This is a genomic window from Williamsia sp. R60 (assembly GCF_054063855.1).
Genome location: NZ_JBSSGR010000002.1, coordinates 1,263,483 through 1,282,418, shown reverse-complemented (window position 1 = coordinate 1,282,418; position 18,936 = coordinate 1,263,483). Strand labels below are relative to the sequence as shown.

The window sequence follows — 18,936 nt, the reverse complement described above, 5'->3', positions numbered from 1 at the left end:
GCAGTCGGCTACGAAATCCGTAACCATGGCAATGCGAAGATCGAACCAGGATGCGCATCGAGAAGAATCGGGACCATGACCGATCAGCAACCGATAGCCCTAGACGACATCTCCAAGCAGATCATCGAGGAGCTGCAGGCCGATGGCCGACGTTCCTATGCCTCGGTCGGCAAGGCGGTGGGACTGTCGGAGGCTGCGGTGCGCAACCGGGTTCAGCGACTCAGCGATGCCGGGGTATTGCAGATCGTGGCGGTCACCGATCCCATGCAGGTGGGATTCGCCCGCCAGGCGATGATCGGGATCCGTTGCACCGGAGACACTGCCGAGTTGGCTGATGCACTGGCAACCATCGAGGAGATCGATTACGTCGTGCTTACGGCCGGCTCCTTCGACATCGTCATCGAAGTGGTGTGCGAGGACGACGAGCATCTGCTGGACGTACTGAACAAGAAGGTCCGATCGCAGCCTGGTGTGACCGGGACCGAGACCCTGGTCTACCTGAAATTGGTTAAACAACAATACAATTGGGGTACGCGATGACCGCTGTCGACACCGAGACAACAAGCCTGGGCACCCGCTCGGCACGCCACCTGTGGGGACATTTCTCCCGGCACGGCGACCAGACCATCCCTCCCGTGATCACCCGCGGCGAAGGGGCGCGGATCTTCGATGATCGCGGGCAAAGCTACCTCGACGGCCTCTCGGGCCTGTTCGTGGTGCAGGCCGGGCACGGACGTGACGAGCTCGCCGACGCCGCCGCCAGACAGGCAAAGGAACTGGCCTTCTTCCCCTTGTGGTCGTACGCCACGCCACCAGCGATCGAACTGGCCGAGCGCCTCGCGGGATACGCCCCCGGCGACCTGAACCGGGTGTTCTTCACCACCGGCGGCGGCGAGGCCGTCGAGAGTGCATGGAAGCTGGCCAAGCAATACTTCAAGCTCAAGGGCAAACCCGGAAAGCACAAGGTGATCTCGCGGGCGATCGCCTACCACGGCACACCGCAGGGAGCGCTCGCGATCACCGGCATCCCGGCACTCAAAGAGGCCTTCGAGCCTTTGACACCCGGTGCGTTCCGCGTGCCCAACACCAACATCTACCGCGCGACCGAGCACGGCGACGACCCGAAGGCGTTCGGCAGGTGGGCGGCCGACCGGATCGCCGAAGCCATCGAGTTCGAGGGCCCCGACACCGTCGCGGCGGTCTTCCTGGAGCCGGTACAGAACGCCGGCGGCTGTTTTCCGCCCCCACCCGGCTATTTCCAGCGGGTCCGCGAGATCTGCGACGAGTACGACGTTTTGCTGGTGTCGGACGAGGTGATCTGTGCCTTCGGGCGGATCGGTTCCATGTTCGCCTGCAGCGACTTCGACTACATCCCCGACATGATCACGTGCGCCAAAGGGATGACGTCGGGCTACTCCCCGATCGGCGCGATGATCGCCTCGGATCGGTTGTTCGAACCCTTCAACGACAACTCGACCTCGTTCGCTCACGGATACACCTTTGGCGGACATCCTGTTTCGGCCGCCGTTGCGTTGGCGAACCTCGACATCTTCGAGCGCGAAGGCCTCAACGACAGGGTGAGGGACCTCGCGCCGGCGTTCCGCTCGACCCTGGAACGGCTGAACGATCTGCCCATCGTCGGGGATGTACGTGGCGAGGGCTACTTCTACGGGATCGAATTGGTCAAGGACAAGACGACCAAGGAAACGTTCACTCCCGACGAGTCCGAACGCGTCCTGCGCGGCTTCCTCTCCACGGCACTGTTCGACGCGGGCCTCTACTGCCGGGCCGACGATCGCGGCGACCCGGTTGTCCAACTCGCGCCACCGCTGATCTGCGGACAGGCCGAATTCGACGAGATCGAGCAGATCCTGCGTTCGGTTCTGACCGAGGCGTACAGCAAGATCTGACCTGCGCCGAGGCCTGGTCCGGTGACCCCTCCCGGACCAGGCTTCGGCGGCGGTCGCCGAGCCCCGACTTTCACTCAGCCTGAGCCGAACCCTGTCCCGCGGCGGCATGCTCGGACAGACTCGACGATATGACTGCCATCGCCGAATCGCGTTCCACCACCGTCAGTTCCATCGCGGTCCCGCGCACTGCCCTGTCGGTGACCAAACTCGGCGAGCACCTCGGCGCACGGGTTGACGGCGTGCGGTTGTCGGCAGACCTCGATGCGGCCACCATCGAGGCCATCCGCTCGGTGATCGCCACTCACAAGGCCGTGATCTTCACCGGCCAGCACCACCTCGACGACGACGCGCAGTACGCATTCGCATCCGTCCTGGGCAGCCCCACCAAGGCGCACCCCACCGTGCTGTCCCGCGGTGAGGACCTCCTGCCGCTCGAAGGGGCCGCGAACTCCTGGCACACCGATGTGACATTCGTCGACCGAATCCCGAAGATCTCGGTCCTGCGTTCCATCCAGCGACCGAGCTACGGCGGCGCGACGATGTGGGCATCGACCGTCGCCGCCTACGCTGCACTCCCCGTTCCGTTGCGCGCGCTTGCCGACCGGTTGCGGGCTGTGCACTCGAACGACTACGACTACGCCGAACACCTCACGGTCGGCGACAGTTCCGATCCCGAGTACCGAGCAGAGTTCGGGAAGACCATCTACCGAACAGAGCACCCCGTGGTTCGCGTTCATCCCGAGACCGGGGAGCGCGCACTCACGCTCGGGCACTTCGTCCAGTCATTCACCGGGTTCAAAACTTCGGAAACAGCAGACCTACTCAGACTCTTTCAGGCCAGAATCGAACGGCCCGACAATACATTCCGGTGGAATTGGAATGAAGGCGATGTTGCCATCTGGGACAATCGGTCCACGCAGCATTACGGCGTCGCTGACTTCGGTGATCAATACCGTCGGGTCAACCGGGTCACCCTTGCCGGGGACATCCCGGTGGGAGTGCACCGCGATCGGTCGACGATCATCACCGGTGATGCCTCGGATTACTCCGTTGTCGAAACCCCCAGCCCGCTGATCGGCTGGGAACCGGCCAGCAATGCGAGTATTCGCGGGTACGCAGATCTTCCGGCGAATTAATCCTGGGCGCGCCGAAAGGCGCCGGTCTTCGCACGTCACCTGGGCATTTTCGGGCACGGTAAAAGAAAAAGCGCGTTCGTCCGGGGCCAGATAGTGATTACTGCTTAGTATTGCCGTGATGACAACGGCACACTCTCGATTACTTCGCCTGTTCGCCGCGATCACCACGGCGACATTTGCAGCGGCCCCAGCCATTATTGCCGCGCCACACGCCGGCGCCGCGCCAGGCGACGGCGGCATCGTGTCGGCCGCTCCCACCCTGAGCCTCGATTCACTGGGCGCAGCAGAAGATCTCGCCTTTCCCGGCCAGCAGGGTTCGACAACGGTGACAATTCCTGTGCCCGAAGGGCTGACGCCGACAGATATCCGAGCCACAGTTCAGCTGCCGCCGAATGCGCAGGGCGCCACCCTGACCGTCGTCCAAGACGGCGAGACACTGTCATCCATCGACGTGCCGTCAGCCGACCGGACGCCGGTCACGATCGGGTTGCGCGGCGCCGAGGTCATCGACAACGCAGTCATCGTCACCATTCGCAGTTTTGTTGTGCCACCGGCAGGTTTCTGTGTCTTCGACGAGACCGATCAGCTCATGCTTCTCACGCCGTCGGTGGTCTTCTCCGGAACCGAGATCGCGCCCACCGTCGTCGCGGACTTCCTGCCACCGATCCTCCAGCGATTGACCATCGCGACCCCCGCAACACCGACGCAGGCAGAATCCAACGCGGCCGTCGCGCTGGCATCTGCTGTGGTCGGCTATTACGGCGAGCAACCCGTCGACGTCGTGATGGAGACACTTCCGGAAGGTCAGTCCGCGCTCACCACACCATCCACGGCGTTCGAGAGGCAGGTTGCCGTCATCGAACGCCCCGACAGCGCGGTGACCCTCCTCGGAACCGTGGGAGTGCCGGCGCTGTTGCTCAGTGGTCCGGCCACAGACCTGACCAACCAGACGCGGTTGTTGACCAGCGACATGTCGCGGCTGGCGGTCAGTTCGAAGGCAGTAGCCGGGCCGTTGCGCGCGAGCCCGCAACTGCCGCCCGATGCGACCACGCTGCGTGACCTGGGTGAGCCGGGTGCCAGCGCCACCGCCCTCACCGATCCCGAGGTCTCGATCGGCCTCGATCAGACACGCCTCGGCCGGCCCACCGGCGACATCAAGGTCAACCTCAAGGGGTCGTACACGCCGCTTCCGCCGAACTATGGCGGCCAGGTGGTGGTCTCGGTCGGTGATGAGGTCGTCACCCGATGGGCCACCGAGCCCAGCGGGACCATCGACAAGATGATCACCATCCCCGACCGGCTACTCCAGCGTTTCACCGACCTCAACGTGGCCGTGGACGCCGCCGGTGACACCGGGGCATGTGGTGAGGCCAGCCCCATCACGCTCGACATCAGTGGCGACAGCCCGGTTCAGAGCAGTCCGGCCACACCGCCGGTGCCGCCTGGGTTCCAGTCGGTGCCGCAGACGTTGATGCCCGAACTCCAAATCGGTCTGACAGTCGGGTCTTTCGCCGACACCGCCCGTGCCGTGTCCATCATCGAGGGTGTTCAGCGACTCAGCGCGGTACCGCTGGGAACAAGTGTGGTGCCGCTCGAGACCGCGACAGCCTCGAAGCTCCCGGCCATCCTGATCGCCGCCGACAACTGGGACGATCCCACCATCGACCTGCCGGTCAGCAAGTCCGGCAACAACCCCATCGATTTCGCCGGGGTCGACGGAAACGGCGACGAGACGACACTGACACTCGACCCGGCGGTGAACTTCGGCTCGTTGCAGACCGTGGTCGACGGTGAGCGGACAGTCCTGGTGGCCACCTCGACCGGTGCCCCTGGCCAGCTCGACGCGTTGCTGGGATGGCTGGGCGCCGATCGGGATCGCTGGGTCCGACTCAACGGCAACGCCCTTGTGGCGGTTCCCGACCGCGACCCCGTGGCGCTGACCGTCGACATCGGCTCCACGGCGAACACCTCCGACACCGAAGACAACCGTTCACTGATCCGATGGATCGGGGCGGGTGTTCTCGTGGCGATCGCGATAGTTGTCGCCATCGTCGTGATCCGCAGTCGCCGGCGCGAACCGGGAAGCTGATCTGTGGCGGCGTCGTCCGGATCGATCTTCTCGCGGTGGCACCCCGCATCGCGAATCGCGTTGCGATGGGCCATCATTCTCGCCGCAACGTTCATCGCCTTCTACTCGACGTGGCGCAACATCTCCGAAGAGGCGTACTCGGGTAGTTTGATCGGCTACGTCTTCTCGGTGCCGTGGCTGGCGTTGCTGGCGGCGCAGGGCGTGGCCCGGCGCCGTACCGGCGAGTTGCCGATTCACGACCGGCAGACGGACGTGATCGTCGGGTTCATGGGGCTGGTACTGGCACTGCTCATCAAAGGCGTTCTGCTGCGCCGATACTCGGACGACTTCAGCCTTCTCCATCTCGATCTGCTCGCGATGTGGATCTTTCTCATCAGCGCCAGCATCATGCTGTTCGGTCTTCGGCCGGTCACCCGATTCGCGTGGGTATGGCTCCTCCTGCTCATGATGTTCCCGCTGCCCTATCGGATCATGGTGATCACTCTTGGCGGCGGCCGTCAGATCGCCGGGCTGGTCGCCCTCGGACTCGCTGCGTTCGCGACCGCCATCGCCGTCGGACGCACCTGGCAACGCGCGGTGACCGGCGCGGCGTTGACGTTTGCGGTCGGTGGGGCAATCCTGCTGGTACTCATCGAGTTCTATCCCAATGCGCCGGTGATGGTGTACCAGCAGACCCCCACACTGACCGCAACGGTGGTGGTCAGCCTCGGTCTCTACTTCTACTCACGCCGGGGAGAGAAGAAACGTCCACTCGAACGGTCGATCAACCCGTTGACCGCCGGCGAGGTGTGGCGATCGGTGCCGGTGGTCGGGGTCATCGCAATTCTTCTGGCCTTCATCACGCTTCCCGTTCCCAGCCTTCCCCCGGTACGTCAGGTGGACGGCCTTCCGTTCCGTACACCGCTCATCTCCCCTCCGCAGTGGCAGACGACGAGCACCGTCGAATACCGGTGGGTCAAGAGGTTCTTCGGCACCAACTCGGTCCTGATCCGGCAGCGAATGCTCGCGGAAGAGGGGAACTTCGAGTGGGACAAGCTGTCCCGCCCGCGGGAGGTGGTGGTCGACAGCGTCACCAGCCGGCGGCCGATCTCGTTCACGATCTACCCCGACAACGTCCTCTACGATATGTCGCAGACCCGCTCCAGTGCAGGACGTGACGTCAACCTCGGTAACGGGATCATCGGGCGGATGTACGCGGTGGTCGACGACAAGCTGCTCGTCACCTGGACCAAGCTCACCTGGACCTGGGAAAACGGTGGCGCCGCACAGCGGGTGACCGTGCTCACCGTCGACAACCACGAGGCGAATGCGCCATTTCCCGAGCCGGCCAACGCACTGGTCAGCAACCTCAACACGGTCTTCACCGTGCTGCTCCGCGGCAATTCCGTGGTGACCAACAACGACCCTGTGTTCAAGGACGAGGGGCTGCTCACCGAGTTCGGTAGAGACCTGGTCGAGGCGCAGCTCGCGCCGCTCAAGAAGCAGGTACCCGCATGACGGGGCCACCGGAGCACCCCACGGGTCCCTCGGTTCCCGGTGAACTGAGCGAGGAGTTCAAGGCCGCGGCGTTGCACGATGCCATCGAGGGGCTCCGTGAGGCCGATCCGCTCAGATCGGCGTCGATCGCAGTTCTGGGATGGCAGAAGAACTTCCTGATCGGGCTCCTCGTGGTGGTTGTCGGGTTCGCCATCTGGCAACCCATTCCGACAGCAACTGCCCTGATCGGTGTCTGCACCCTCGGTTACGTCTGGTCGATGATCGACAGGCTGCTGCTGTTCCGGCGCGGGTTGGCATCGGGCCCGATCAACATCAGCGACGAACGGGCACGGGCCATCCCCGACGCCGACCTCCCGCTGTACACCATCCTGGTACCCGCCTACAACGAACCAGAGGTGGTTGCCGATCTCATCGGCGCGATGGCCGCGCTCGAGTACCCGTCGGACAAGTTGCAGGTCCTGTTGTTACTCGAGGCCGATGACGACGTCACGATCTCGGCGGCCGAGGGGTGTCAGGACGTCGAGATGATCACCATCGTGCTGGTCCCGGCGGCCGACCCCCGAACCAAACCGAAGGCCTGCAACTACGGTCTGCACCTGGCAACCGGTGAGATCGTCACCATCTATGACGCGGAGGACCTGCCCGATCCCCTTCAGCTCCGGCGTGTGGTGGCAGCCTTTGCCTCAGAAGATGATTCGGTGGCGTGCGTCCAGGCCAAACTCGCGTTCCACAACGGCAGGCAGAACATGCTCACCGGGTGGTTCACCGCCGAGTACGGACTGTGGTTCGGATACCTGTTGCCAGGCCTGATGCGCAGCAAGGCCCCGATCCCGTTGGGCGGCACGTCCAATCATCTCCGGCGCTCGGTACTCCGTGAGATCGGTGCGTGGGACCCGTTCAACGTCACCGAAGACGCCGACCTCGGTGTCCGCATCGCCGAGACCGGCTACCGCACGGCCGTCATCGATTCGGTGACTCTGGAAGAGGCCAACAGCGATCCCATCAACTGGGTCCGCCAGCGATCACGGTGGTACAAGGGCTATCTGCAGACCTGGCTGGTGCATGTCCGACGACCGGTGGGACTGTGGCGGGCGATCGGTACCGTGAGTTTCATCCGGTTCACCTTGCTGTTGGCCGGTACACCCGTCATCGCCTGCCTCAATCTCGTCTTCTGGTTGATCACCGTCTCGTGGTTTCTCGGCCAGCCCGCGGTCATCGGCGAAGTCTTCCCCTGGTACATCTATTTCCCGGCACTGGTGTCGCTGATCTTCGGCAACGGCGCCACCATCTACATGAACCTGATCGCGCTGCGCGAAGACGATCGTCCCGATCTGCTGTTACCTGCCCTGACCGTGCCGCTCTACTGGGTGATGATGAGTGTGGCCTCGGCAAAAGGGTGTTACCAGCTGATCCGCAATCCCTCGTACTGGGAGAAGACCTTCCATGGGTTGTCCGCGAAGCCGGACAGCGACTCCGGTGTCGGACAACCAGATGCGGCGGCAGCCGCATCGAAGAACGGGCCGAGCCAGGTTCCTCTCGACGCGGCGGGCGGCAATGTCTGATCGCGGACTCGGCCGGACCATCTACTTCGTCAGTCTCGCCGTCTACGTGGTGGTCGGCTACGTACTGTGCGTGCGTGAAGGATTCATCATCGGCGACTCGCTGTCCCGGGTGTCTGCTGCACAAACCGTTCTGTTCAGTCGCGATCCGCACGTCGCGGCCATCGGTTTCGTCTTCACGCCTCTGACCTCGCTGATCCAGTTGCCCGCAGTGGCATTCAGCCCACTGTGGGCACCGTTGACCGAACGAGCCTTTTCCGGGGTGCTCATGTCGGCGGCCTTCATGTCCGGTGCCGCGGTACAGATCTTCGCAACTGCCGCGGACCGTGGACTGCCGCGGTCGTTCGCCTTGATCGTCACCGCGCTGTTCGCGTTCAACCCCATGATCGTCTTCTACGGGTCGAACGGTATGAGCGAGGCGCCATTTGTGTTCTTCGTGTGCTGGGCGGTGCGCCGGCTGATCGCCTGGACCACAGACGACGACGTACACCACCTCGCGGCTGCCGGCATCTCGCTGGGTCTGGGTTACCTCACCCGTTATGACGCCGTCGCCGCCATCGCCTGTGCCTCGCTGCTCGTCGCAGCGACCACGGCCATCCGCGCCTCGCCGCGGCTGCGATGGCGACGAGCCCTGCTGGACGGCGGATTGGTCGCCGCACCGGGCTTTTTCGCCTTCATCGGCTGGGCTGCGAGCAGCTGGCTCATCACGGGCCAGGCGTTTGCACAGTTCAGTTCTCAGTACGGCAACTCGGCGATTCTCCAGCAGTCCGAAGGCGGTGGAACAGATTTCGTGCCCGGTGTCGAGTTCGCGGTGGTGTCCACTGTGCTCCTGGCACCGACGCTTATCCCGCTGGCCCTCGCTGCCGGAGTCGCCGGATGGTGGCGTGGCGACTGGGCTCCGCTGCTGGTGCCGATCGTGTTGTTCGGCAGCGTTCTGGGCTTTCAGGGGTACAGCTACGCCAGTGGATCGACCTTTGGCTTCCTGCGGTTCTACATCGTCGCGATCCCGTTGGCCGCCACGCTCGCCATCCTCCTGGTCCCTGCGCGGGCGTGCACGATCACAAAACGGCGGGGCAAATACGCACCGCAACCACCGGAGGCCCGCCGTTCGCCCGCTCGCCACCGGGTGGGTACTGCCCGCACGTGGCCTGGACTCGCAGTGGCCGTTGCCTTGGTGGCGATCACCGTGCCCGCCTCGGCGTACGGCATGAGCAAACCCAAATATGCCCCGCAGGAGTATGCGCTGGGTGCGGTACTCGACCCGGACCCGGACAACGTCACCGAACGCAAGGCAACCGAACACCGCATTGCGTCAACGTTTTCCACCGAACGGGAGCTGGCGAAGTATCTCGACAGCCTCGACCTGCCAGAGGGCTCGGTGCTGACCGACACCGTCTACGGATTCGCTGTTGTCGCCGCATCTCGAAAGCCCAAGACTTTTGTGGTCCCCTCTGATCTGGATTTCACCGCCTACCTGAACGATCCCAGCAGAAATCAGGTCCGATACCTGTTGTCGGTGCCCAACACCGGTCGCGGCGAGTCCGACGCGGTGAACCTGCGGTATCCGACGCTGTACGAAACCGGCGCCGACATCGCGACTCTGGAGCTCGAGGTACCCAATGACGGTGAGGATCAGCCCGATTGGCGGGTCTACCGGGTTGAGGACGCTCCGACGCTCTAGGGACTCAACGCCCGGATCACGGCAAAGATGGGATCCCCGGGGCCGATGTCGAGCGTGCACTCGCCGAGCCGGGGGTCGGGCACAAACGCCCAGAACAACGCACCGGCGGTACCCGCTGCCCGTTGGGCGGTGATCTTCCGCGTCAGGTCGTCCGCCCGGCCCTGCAACGGCCCACACGACCCCGCCATCTGGCCCATCTCGGCAACCACCAGCGGTTTGCCGACCAGACCGGCCTGTTGGATCCGTCGCTGCAGTCCGTCGGTCGCCGTTCCCGGCAGCGGCTCACCCCGCGGTCCGTAGTCGTGATAATCGAGTACGTCGATCCCCGGCGATGCAGCGACATACTGGTACTCGTCGCCGCGCGAACCACACTGACCGCCGCCTGCGAGCCCGGCCCAGATGGGCGTGTCCGGGTCGAGTGCACGCAGCCGCGCGCCGGCGACATCGAAGAACTTCCGGAGCACTTCGGCCGAACGAGGCGGACAGAGCCGGTTCTGCCACGAACACCGACTGTCGTTGCAATTGCTCGGCTCGGCCTCCCCGACCAATTCCCACCCGGCGAGCGCGCGAGAGTTTCCCCACCGGGCCACCGCCGCATCCAGCCAGGACGTATATGCCATCAGCGAATCGTCTGTCGCGGGATCGTCCCAGCGGTCGGCGAACCACGAGTGATCCTTGAATTCGAAGTCCTCACAGACACCCTCACCCGCCGAGAGCACCGCGACGAGCATTTGGTCGTGGTCGGCAGCCTCCTGGAAGATCTTGTCCAGGCGTCCGAAGTCGATCTCACCGGTGTCCTTGTCCCTGGCGAACGACGAGAAGAGATTGAACCGGGTGACCGCGTTCGGGGGCAGCGAGGCGAAATACTTGTTCAGATCGACCTGAGCGCCACAACCTTCGTTGAGTTGCCAATCGGTACCCAGTTGATAGGCCGCGAAACCGATGGGCCACCAGGGTTTTCCGTCCAAAGTCATCCCGCGGGCAGTTGCGGTCACCCTCGACTGCTCGACGGACGAACCCTGTTCTGGTTCGGACGATCCGCACCCGGCCGTCCCGATGGCCACTGCGAGGACAACGGCAATCGCCGCCAGACACAGCCGGCCGGGCAGGCGCGTCCCGGGGACGGTGCTCTCGGCGGGGGTCACTCAGCGAATCGTACTCGGATAAACGACATTTCGACGACCGTTACCGCTCGCAAACCACCGGGTCGGTTCAATACGGACACTGTCGACAGGCAGCACACCCGGTCTGCGGACCCGGGTACCCTGCAGGCGATGATCCGACCGATGACGCGTGCCGCAGCCCTGGCGACCGTGGTGATGCTGACGTCTCTCTCGCTCGGCGCCGCCGAGGTGACCGCTGCGCCGATCCAGGGCACACCGACCGCAGGTGCGCCGGCACCCGAGACCATCACCGACAGCTGCCCGTACAGGACGCTGCCGATTCCTCCTGTCGACGAATCCGAGGTGGTTCCGCCGGGCTCATCCTCACCTGCACCTCTGCCCGTGCCCAGCCCACCGGTCGGTGGTGAAGCACTCGGCGGATGTGGCGTGGTCACGGCACCGAATGCGGCTCCCCCACCCGCCGGACTCACCGCCGCAGGTTGGCTGATCGCCGATCTGACCGCAGGCAAGGTACTGGCGGCCAAAGACCCTCACGGTCGGTACCGTCCCGCCAGCACCATCAAGGTCCTGCTGATCCTGGTGGTCCTCGACGAGTTGGATCTCGACGACACGGTCACCGGAACGCAGGAGGACGACGAGGTGGAGGGCGATGCTGCCGGTGTCGGGCCGGGTGGCGTCTACACGGTGCGTGAACTCCTCGCAGGTCTGATGATGGTGTCCGGCAACGACTGCGCCAACGCCCTGGCCCGCGCTCTCGGCGGCCCTGAGGAGACAGTCGAGAGGATGAACGAGAAGGCCCGCGAGCTGGGCGCCCTGGACACGCGCGCGGCGTCGGCCTCCGGTCTGGACGGTCCCGGGATGAGCAGCTCCCCGTACGACGAGGCACTCATCTTCGCCGAGGCCCTGAAGAACGACGACTTCGTGGAGATCTCGCAGCAGACGCAGATGAGGTTCCCCGGCTACCCAGGCATGCCGACGCCCACCCCCACCGACCAGAGCGTCGACGGCGCGGTCACCGAGACCACCACACAGTCGACTCCTGCCGGGGACCCCGGGATCGACCTCTACAACATGAACCAGCTGCTGTACGACTATCCCGGCACCTTGGCAGGCAAGACGGGCTACACCGACGATGCCCGAAAGACCTTCGTGGGCGCGGCGGAGCGGGACGGACGCACCATCCTCGTGGTCCAGATGTACGGCCTCAACGACTCCTATGGCTCGTTCTGGCGACAGGCCGAGGCGATGCTCGATTACGGGTTCGCTCAGTCACCGGATCTGTTCGTCGGCTCGCTCACCGACGATCCCGCATCGCAGAGTTCGGTGGAGTACTCCGGTGGCACCGACGAAGGCGTGGCGGGGCCCCCATCCGTCCAGGATTCGGGCCGCTCGTCATGGACGGCCCGGATCACCATCGGGCTTGTCGGAACACTGGTTGTCATCGGGCTGGTCTACGCCGGGGCACGGGTGAACAGGCGGCGCTGACACCTCGGCCCGGTTGCGATCAGAACGCGCGGGGTAATGCTGCGGCATGCGTATCGCCATCACCGGAGCCAGCGGCAACCTGGGCACGGCACTCCTGTCCGAGCTTGCCGGGTCCGGACATGACCTGATCGGGATCGCGCGACGGATTCCCCGGTCGGTGCCGCCGTATGACAGCGCCCGATGGCTTGCGATAGACGTCGGTGGCCGGGATGCGGTCCGGCAACTGACGGCGGCGTTCGAAGGGGTCGATGTTGTTGTCCATCTGGCGTGGCAATTCCAGCCGTCGCATCGAGTGGGCCAATTGCGTGCGACCGGAGTGCAAGGCACCGGCAATGTGCTCGCCGCCTCGGCGGCCGCCGGCATCGGCCACCTGGTGCACATGTCGTCGGGCGCGGTGTACAGCGGCGTCGACGATCATCGCGCTGTCGATGAATCGTGGTCGCGATCAGGCGTCAAGGAGTCGGTCTACAGCATCGGCAAGGTCGACGCGGAACGGTCGATCGACGAGTGGGAGCAGACGCATCCGAACACGCCGCCCGTTGCCAGACTTCGACCCGGCTTCATCGGCCAAGGAGGAATCGGCGCCGAACTGCTCCGTTACGCCCTCCCCGGTTACTTCCCCGCCGGCCTGCTCAAGATGCTCCCGATAGTGCCCCTGGATCGCTCGTTGACCATCCCCGCGGTCCATGCCCGCGACGTTGCCGTGGCGATCGGCACCATCATCGATCGACGCGCTGACGGCGCCTTCAACCTCGCCGCCGATCCGCCGGTGACCGCGGCCGACATCGCCACAGCGCTGGGCGCCCGTCTGGTTCACGTTCCGAAGCCGGTGGTCGCCGGCGCGGTTGCCCTGTCGTGGCGGCTGCACGTGCAACCGGTGGACCGGGGCTGGATCGAGTTGGCCTACCAGGTACCCCTTCTCGATTGCACCCGAGCACGGCAGGAACTCGACTGGGCTCCCAGGTTCAGCGGAACAGAGACCATCGAACAATCAGTGGATGCCGTGCTCGAATCCGAGGACGGGGCGAGCCCCCCACTGCGACGCCGCAACCTCATCGGCGAAGTGGGCAAGGTACTCAGCGGCCGTGGCGTGGCCACCCGCGACAAGGCCTGAGCGAGAAGCTCATCCGGCCCGCGTCAGCGTCCCGACCCCGGCCGGGCCAAGAACTTGTGCGCTGCCACTTTCGCGACGTCCGGCGTCACAGCGTCGACCGCCGCCATCGCCTTCGACATGATGGAGCTCGCCACCACTCTGCGCTTCCCGCTCATCATCGCCTCATAACCTTGGCGCGCTACCTCACCGGCGTCGTCTTTCTTCGCCTGCCCCATCTTCGTGTCGTCCATCTGCGCCCGATGAAAAAAGTTGGTACCCGTGGGACCCGGCATCAGTGATGTGACGGTGACCGCGCTGTCACTCAACTCTCCTTGCAGCGCTTCGACAAACGACTGCACAAAGGACTTCGACGCGTTGTACACCGCCTGATACGGCCCCGGCATCGTGGAAGCGATCGACGAGGTGACCAAGAGCTTGCCCTCATTGCGCCGCACCATGTCCTCGAGGACGAGTTTGGTCAGATGCACCGTCGATGTCACGTTGAGGTCGATGACCGACATGGTGTCGGGCAACGGGGTGTCGAGGAAGGCGCCGCCCCGCCCGACACCTGCGTTGAGAGCCGCTGCGGCCAAGGGGCGTTCGTCTGCTGCGACAGCTTCGTAGACCTGCGCCACGCCGTCCTCGGTCCGTAGATCGGCGGTGACCGACCGAACGTGAGCACCGGTCTCACCGAGACGCTCGGCGACGGCGTCGATCTTCTTGCTGTCGGCAGCGATGATGAGGTCGTAACCATCTGCGGCGAACAGTGCCGCGAGTTCGTAGCCGATTCCGCTCGAGGCGCCGGTCACGAGGGCAAGTGGTTTACCGGTTGGTGTGCTGGGCGAATTCGTCATGACGTGTGCGTACCCGATACCGCGTGGTGTCAATCGGTGCGGCGAACCCGGGACACTCTCAGCGTTTGCGTCCCCGTAATGCCGAGATGCCCAGCGCGGTGACAACTCCCGCCCCGATGGCGGCCACGGTGCCTCGCGGGGACAAGCCATCGCGGACGTCTACCCGAGGACTGATGACCACCGGATCGGGAACCCGCGTCGCTTCGAATCTGCGATTGATCGGATCAGTGGCAGCCCACGCCGTGGCGAACAAGATGATCCGTGTGGTGATGAAGGCGAAGACCATGATTCCCAGGATCGGCCCGAAGGTCGCCCCCGCCGGACCCGTCAGGACCGATTTGAGGTAGAACGAGGCCACGAATTTGAAGATCTCGAAGACCACGGCAGTCAGCAGGCCGGCCTTGGCCGCATTCCGGAGCGGCAGTGCCACCCTGGGCAACTTCGCGATGACCCAGGTGAACAGCAACCACGACGCAAGGATCGACAACACATACGACGCGGCCCGGATGCCCACCGACACCCCGGGCAGGTCGTCGGCATTCAACCACTCGAGGATCTTCAGTGTGAGTCCGCTGCTGGACAACGCCGAAAGGGAGAACGTCAGGACAATCGCGAGGAACAGTCCCGCCAGCGCACCGAGGTCGGCCAGCTTGGTCTTCACCATCCCTGCGGACTCCGGCTCGGGTCCCCACTGGACGGTCAGTGCGTTGCGCAGGTTGGCCATCCACCCCAGTCCTGCGTACAGCGCGACCACCAACCCGACGACCCCGATGGTGGTACGTGACTCGATCGCCTGGTCCATCAGATCGGTCAGCTGCTGACTCATGCTGCCGTCCACGGACTCGGCGATCTCGTCCTTCGCCTTGTCCAGGAGGTCGGGGTTGCCCGCGAACACGAAGCCCGCGGTGGCGAACCCGATCATCAGCAGCGGAAACAGGGCGAACACACTGAAATAGGTTGCGCCCGCAGCGAAGAAGTCCCCCTTGCTGTCCTGGTAACGCGTGCCCGCAGCCACCAGGTGATCAAGCCACGGCCGCTGCGCGCGCTGCCTGTCCAGGAAAGAAGGCTTCTCGGACGCTTTGTCTGTCTCTGGAGTGGACATCGAATCCCCGTTCGGTTCGTCCGTCGAGCCCTTGGCGTCTGGCGAGCGTCTGGTCAGTCGGGTGCCACCGGAGCGGCGAATCCGACCTTGTCATACACCTTCTGCACGGTGCGGGACGCGACGTCACGGGCACGATCTGCCCCGGCGGCCAGCACCCGGTCGATCTCGGCGCGGTCGGCCATCAGTTCGTCGAATCGCGCGCGCAGCGGAATCACGAACTCGCTCAACGCCTCTGCCGTGTCTACCTTGAGCTGGCCATAACCCTGGCCGGCGTACCCGGCGACGAGATCGTCGACGGACTTGCCGGTCAATGCCGACTGGATGGTCAGCAGGTTGCTCACCCCTGGTTTGTTCTCCCGGTCGAAGACGATGTCGCGACCGTTGTCCGTCACCGCAGAGCGCAGCTTCTTGGCCGAGCGTTTGGGATCGTCGAGGAGGTTGATCAAGCCCGAATCGGATTCGGCGGATTTGCTCATCTTGGCCGTCGGATTCTGCAGGTCGTAGATCTTGGCCGTGTCGGCCACGATGTAGGCCTCCGGCACCACAAACGTCTTGCCGAAGCGGGAGTTGAACCGTTGCGCCAGGTTTCGCGTCAGTTCGAGGTGCTGGCGCTGATCCTCGCCGACGGGGACCTGATCCACCCCGAACGTGAGGATGTCGGCGGCCATCAAGATCGGGTAGGTGAACAGACCCACGCTCGCGTGGTCCACACCTTGCTTCGCCGACTTGTCCTTGAACTGCGTCATCCGGCTGGCTTCGCCGAATCCGGTGATGCACGACAGCACCCAGGTCACCTGCGCGATCTGCGGCACGTGGGACTGCAGATAGATGGTCGCGCGATCCGGATCGACGCCCAGGGCGAGCAGTTGGGCAACACTGCGGCGCGACCGGTCGCGGAGCGCCTTGGGGTCGTGCGCTGCGGTGATGGCGTGCATGTCCGGGATGAAGTAGAAGGCGTCCTCGAACTCGTCCTGGAGGGCCACCCACTGCTGAACAGCACCCAGGTAGTTGCCCAGATGGAACGAATCGCTGGTCGGCTGGATACCCGACAGCACGCGTCTGCGCCGCTCTGTTGTCCCGGTCTCGGTAGTCGCTTCAGTCACCTGCGTGATTCTTCCATTCTGCGGCGGGTGGATTCACGAGTACTCCACCGTGACGGGGGCGTGGTCGGACCAGCGGAGGTCATAGGCGTCGGCCCGGTGCACGTACGACTTGGTGGCCCGTTGCCCCAGTCGCTTGTTCGCGAGCTGGTAGTCGATCCGCCAGCCGGCGTCGTTGTCGAAGGCCTTGCCGCGCCAGCTCCACCACGAGTACGGGCCAGGAACCTCACCCGCCAGTTCGCGGGCGACGTCGACCCATCCGGCCTCGAGCAGTCCGGCGACCCACTGCCGCTCCTCGGGCAGGAAGCCAGGGTTCTTGACGTTTCCCTTCGCGTTCTTCAGGTCGAGCTCGGTGGGTGCGATGTTCCAGTCGCCACCGATGACCACGTCGCGGCGTTTGCGCGACAATGCCGCGAGATGGGCAGCGAACTCATCGAGGAACCGGAACTTCTCCTCGCGCTTCGGGCCGTCCGAAGCGCCCTTGGGTAGGTACAGACTGGCCACGGTCAGATCGCCGAAGTCGGCCTCGACGTACCGGCCGGTGCCGTCGAACTCGTTGCTGCCGAACCCCTTACGAACACGCTCCGGAGTAGAGCGCGACAGGATCGCCACACCTGAGTGACCCTTGACCGTCGACTCGTTCAGCGTGAGATGCCACCCGTCGGCGAGGGCGGGGGCGAGTGCTTCGACCACCTGCTCTTCGGTGGCCCGGGTTTCCTGCAGCAGCACGTGGTGGGTGTCGGTGTCGCGCAGCCACGGCAGGAGCCCCAGGTTGCGCTCAGAGCGATGTTTCACCGCTGCCCGGATGCCATTTGCGTTGATCGTGGTCACGATTGTCGTCACGTCCGACGACCCTACGTGCGGGTCACGACATCACCGGCAGGGGTCCGTGAACTCGGTGCGGGTCAACGTGCGTCGACCGCGACCAGCTCGTCCGACTGCGGAAGAACCGGAGCCTTGGTCCCGGCCCGCCGGGCATACGCGAGGGCCAACGCCAGGACCAGCAGACCTGCCACTGCCAACCCGGCGCCGAGCAGAGACGGCGCGCGGTACCCGTACCCGGCCGCGATCACCAGACCGCCGAGCCATGCCCCTCCGGCGTTGGCGATGTTGAGTGCCGAGTGGTTCAGCGCAGCGGCGAGCGTTTGCGCGTCCTCGGCGACATCCATCAGACGGATCTGCAACGCCGGTGTCAGCGCGGTTCCGCTGACACCGATCAGGAACGTGAGCACCAGGGCGGCCCACGGGTTGTCGGCGAGCAACGCGAACAGGATGAGTACCACCGTGATCGCCACCAGCCCGATGAAGATGGCCCGGACCACACCGCGATCGGCAAGGGCACCGCCGGCGATGTTGCCGGTGACCATGCCCAGGCCGAACAGCATCAGTGCGATGGGGATGAACGACTCGGACACTCCGGACACGCTGGTCAGCGTGGTGCTGATGTAGGTGTAGAACGCGAACATCCCGCCGAATCCGACGATGCCGATGAACAGCGTGAACCACACCTGAGGCCGGGTGAGGGCGCCCAGTTCGGTGATGGGGTTGGTGATCTTCATGCCGGACAACGTGGGCAGGAACACCGACAGGGCACCGATGGTCAGCAGCCCGATCACCACCACCACGACAAATGCGGCGCGCCATCCCAGAGTGCTGCCGAGCCAGGTGGCGGCAGGGACGCCGATCACGTTGGCGACGCTGAGGCCCAACATCACCTGCCCCACCGCCTTGGCCCGTGCATCCGGGCCGGCGAGGTGTGCGGCGACCAGAGCCGCGACCCCGAAGTACGCGCCGTGGGGAAGGCCTGCGACAAAGCGGGCCACCATGAGCATGCCGTAACTCTGGGCGAGCACTGTGGCGGCGTTGCCGATGGTGAAGGCCACCATCAAGGCGATCAGGAGTGTGCGCCGGGACATCCGGGCGGTCAGCGCAGCGATCAGCGGTGCACCCACCACGACACCGAGAGCGTAGGCGGAGATGACGTGTCCGGCGGTGGGTTCGGTGGTCCCGAGGGAATCCGCGATCGACGGGAGCAGTCCCATCGCCACGAACTCGGTGGTGCCGATCCCGAAGGCACCGAGGGCGAGCGCCAGGACGGCGTTGCGACGACTTCCCCGCCGGCCCCGCCATCCCTGCGGGTTCGCGATGGAAACCGGGGTACTGACGGCAGACATGGTTCATCCTCTCGAAGGTGCTTGGGGTGAGGCGGCGACACTGCCGGGCAACCAAGGTTTCAACTGCGTGGCCACCGCGATGATTCCCTGCGGTGAGGTGAACTCGCCCACAGCCGGGCCATGGAGGTCAGT

General features: G+C 64.9%; 15 protein-coding genes. 9 read left to right on the top strand and 6 right to left on the bottom strand.

Going from position 1 to position 18,936, the window contains the following annotated elements; all coding sequences use genetic code 11:
- The first annotated feature begins 75 nt into the window (after nucleotides 1-75).
- From ACVWY6_RS12870 to ACVWY6_RS12840, 7 genes are all read left to right on the top strand, one after another.
- Complete coding sequence (locus ACVWY6_RS12870; RefSeq protein ID WP_023962114.1) at nucleotides 76-540, top strand: Lrp/AsnC family transcriptional regulator; 465 nt, start codon at nucleotides 76-78, stop codon at nucleotides 538-540.
- On the top strand, nucleotides 537-1,910 hold the full coding sequence (locus tag ACVWY6_RS12865) for an aspartate aminotransferase family protein (RefSeq protein ID WP_457538417.1): 1,374 nt from the start codon (nucleotides 537-539) through the stop codon (nucleotides 1,908-1,910). The genes ACVWY6_RS12870 and ACVWY6_RS12865 overlap by 4 nt, the downstream gene beginning before the upstream one ends.
- A 128-nt stretch (nucleotides 1,911-2,038) precedes the next feature.
- Nucleotides 2,039-3,046 (top strand): TauD/TfdA dioxygenase family protein, encoded by a 1,008-nt coding sequence (locus ACVWY6_RS12860; protein ID WP_062800064.1) that lies wholly within the window; start codon nucleotides 2,039-2,041, stop codon nucleotides 3,044-3,046.
- 118 nt (nucleotides 3,047-3,164) lie between these two features.
- Nucleotides 3,165-5,135, top strand: a complete 1,971-nt coding sequence (locus ACVWY6_RS12855; protein ID WP_457538415.1) for a hypothetical protein — start codon at nucleotides 3,165-3,167, stop codon at nucleotides 5,133-5,135.
- Nucleotides 5,136-5,138: 3 nt separating this feature from the next.
- Complete coding sequence (locus ACVWY6_RS12850) at nucleotides 5,139-6,632, top strand: hypothetical protein (RefSeq protein ID WP_457538413.1); 1,494 nt, start codon at nucleotides 5,139-5,141, stop codon at nucleotides 6,630-6,632.
- On the top strand, nucleotides 6,629-8,194 hold the full coding sequence (locus ACVWY6_RS12845; RefSeq protein WP_116915787.1) for a glycosyltransferase: 1,566 nt from the start codon (nucleotides 6,629-6,631) through the stop codon (nucleotides 8,192-8,194). Before ACVWY6_RS12850 ends, ACVWY6_RS12845 begins: the two co-directional genes overlap by 4 nt.
- A complete protein-coding gene (locus tag ACVWY6_RS12840; protein ID WP_457538412.1) occupies nucleotides 8,187-9,872 on the top strand; it encodes an ArnT family glycosyltransferase in 1,686 nt (561 codons plus the stop codon). Before ACVWY6_RS12845 ends, ACVWY6_RS12840 begins: the two co-directional genes overlap by 8 nt.
- Here the strand turns inward: ACVWY6_RS12840 and ACVWY6_RS12835 are convergent.
- Nucleotides 9,869-11,017, bottom strand: coding sequence for a beta-mannosidase (locus ACVWY6_RS12835; RefSeq protein ID WP_457538411.1), 1,149 nt, complete (start codon nucleotides 11,015-11,017; stop codon nucleotides 9,869-9,871). The genes ACVWY6_RS12840 and ACVWY6_RS12835 overlap by 4 nt on opposite strands.
- A 141-nt stretch (nucleotides 11,018-11,158) precedes the next feature.
- On the opposite strand from ACVWY6_RS12835, the gene ACVWY6_RS12830 reads away from it, so the two are divergent.
- Nucleotides 11,159-12,481: a D-alanyl-D-alanine carboxypeptidase family protein gene (locus ACVWY6_RS12830; protein ID WP_457538409.1), complete on the top strand. Its 1,323-nt coding sequence runs from the start codon at nucleotides 11,159-11,161 to the stop codon at nucleotides 12,479-12,481.
- Nucleotides 12,482-12,527: 46 nt separating this feature from the next.
- Nucleotides 12,528-13,595: an NAD-dependent epimerase/dehydratase family protein gene (locus ACVWY6_RS12825; RefSeq protein ID WP_457538407.1), complete on the top strand. Its 1,068-nt coding sequence runs from the start codon at nucleotides 12,528-12,530 to the stop codon at nucleotides 13,593-13,595.
- A gap of 23 nt (nucleotides 13,596-13,618) precedes the next feature.
- On the opposite strand, the gene ACVWY6_RS12820 is transcribed toward ACVWY6_RS12825, so the two are convergent.
- The 5 genes from ACVWY6_RS12820 to ACVWY6_RS12800 form a co-directional block, all read right to left on the bottom strand.
- Entirely contained in the window at nucleotides 13,619-14,428 is an 810-nt protein-coding gene (locus ACVWY6_RS12820) for an SDR family NAD(P)-dependent oxidoreductase (RefSeq protein ID WP_457538406.1), read from the bottom strand.
- A 58-nt stretch (nucleotides 14,429-14,486) separates the two neighbouring features.
- Nucleotides 14,487-15,530, bottom strand: a complete 1,044-nt coding sequence (gene yhjD / locus ACVWY6_RS12815) for an inner membrane protein YhjD (protein ID WP_457538404.1) — start codon at nucleotides 15,528-15,530, stop codon at nucleotides 14,487-14,489.
- A gap of 53 nt (nucleotides 15,531-15,583) precedes the next feature.
- On the bottom strand, nucleotides 15,584-16,633 hold the full coding sequence (trpS, locus tag ACVWY6_RS12810; protein ID WP_400726331.1) for a tryptophan--tRNA ligase: 1,050 nt from the start codon (nucleotides 16,631-16,633) through the stop codon (nucleotides 15,584-15,586).
- Nucleotides 16,634-16,666: 33 nt separating this feature from the next.
- A complete protein-coding gene (locus tag ACVWY6_RS12805) occupies nucleotides 16,667-17,473 on the bottom strand; it encodes an exodeoxyribonuclease III (protein WP_457538401.1) in 807 nt (268 codons plus the stop codon).
- Nucleotides 17,474-17,535: 62 nt separating this feature from the next.
- Complete coding sequence (locus ACVWY6_RS12800; RefSeq protein WP_457538399.1) at nucleotides 17,536-18,804, bottom strand: MFS transporter; 1,269 nt, start codon at nucleotides 18,802-18,804, stop codon at nucleotides 17,536-17,538.
- Nucleotides 18,805-18,936: the final 132 nt, after the last annotated feature.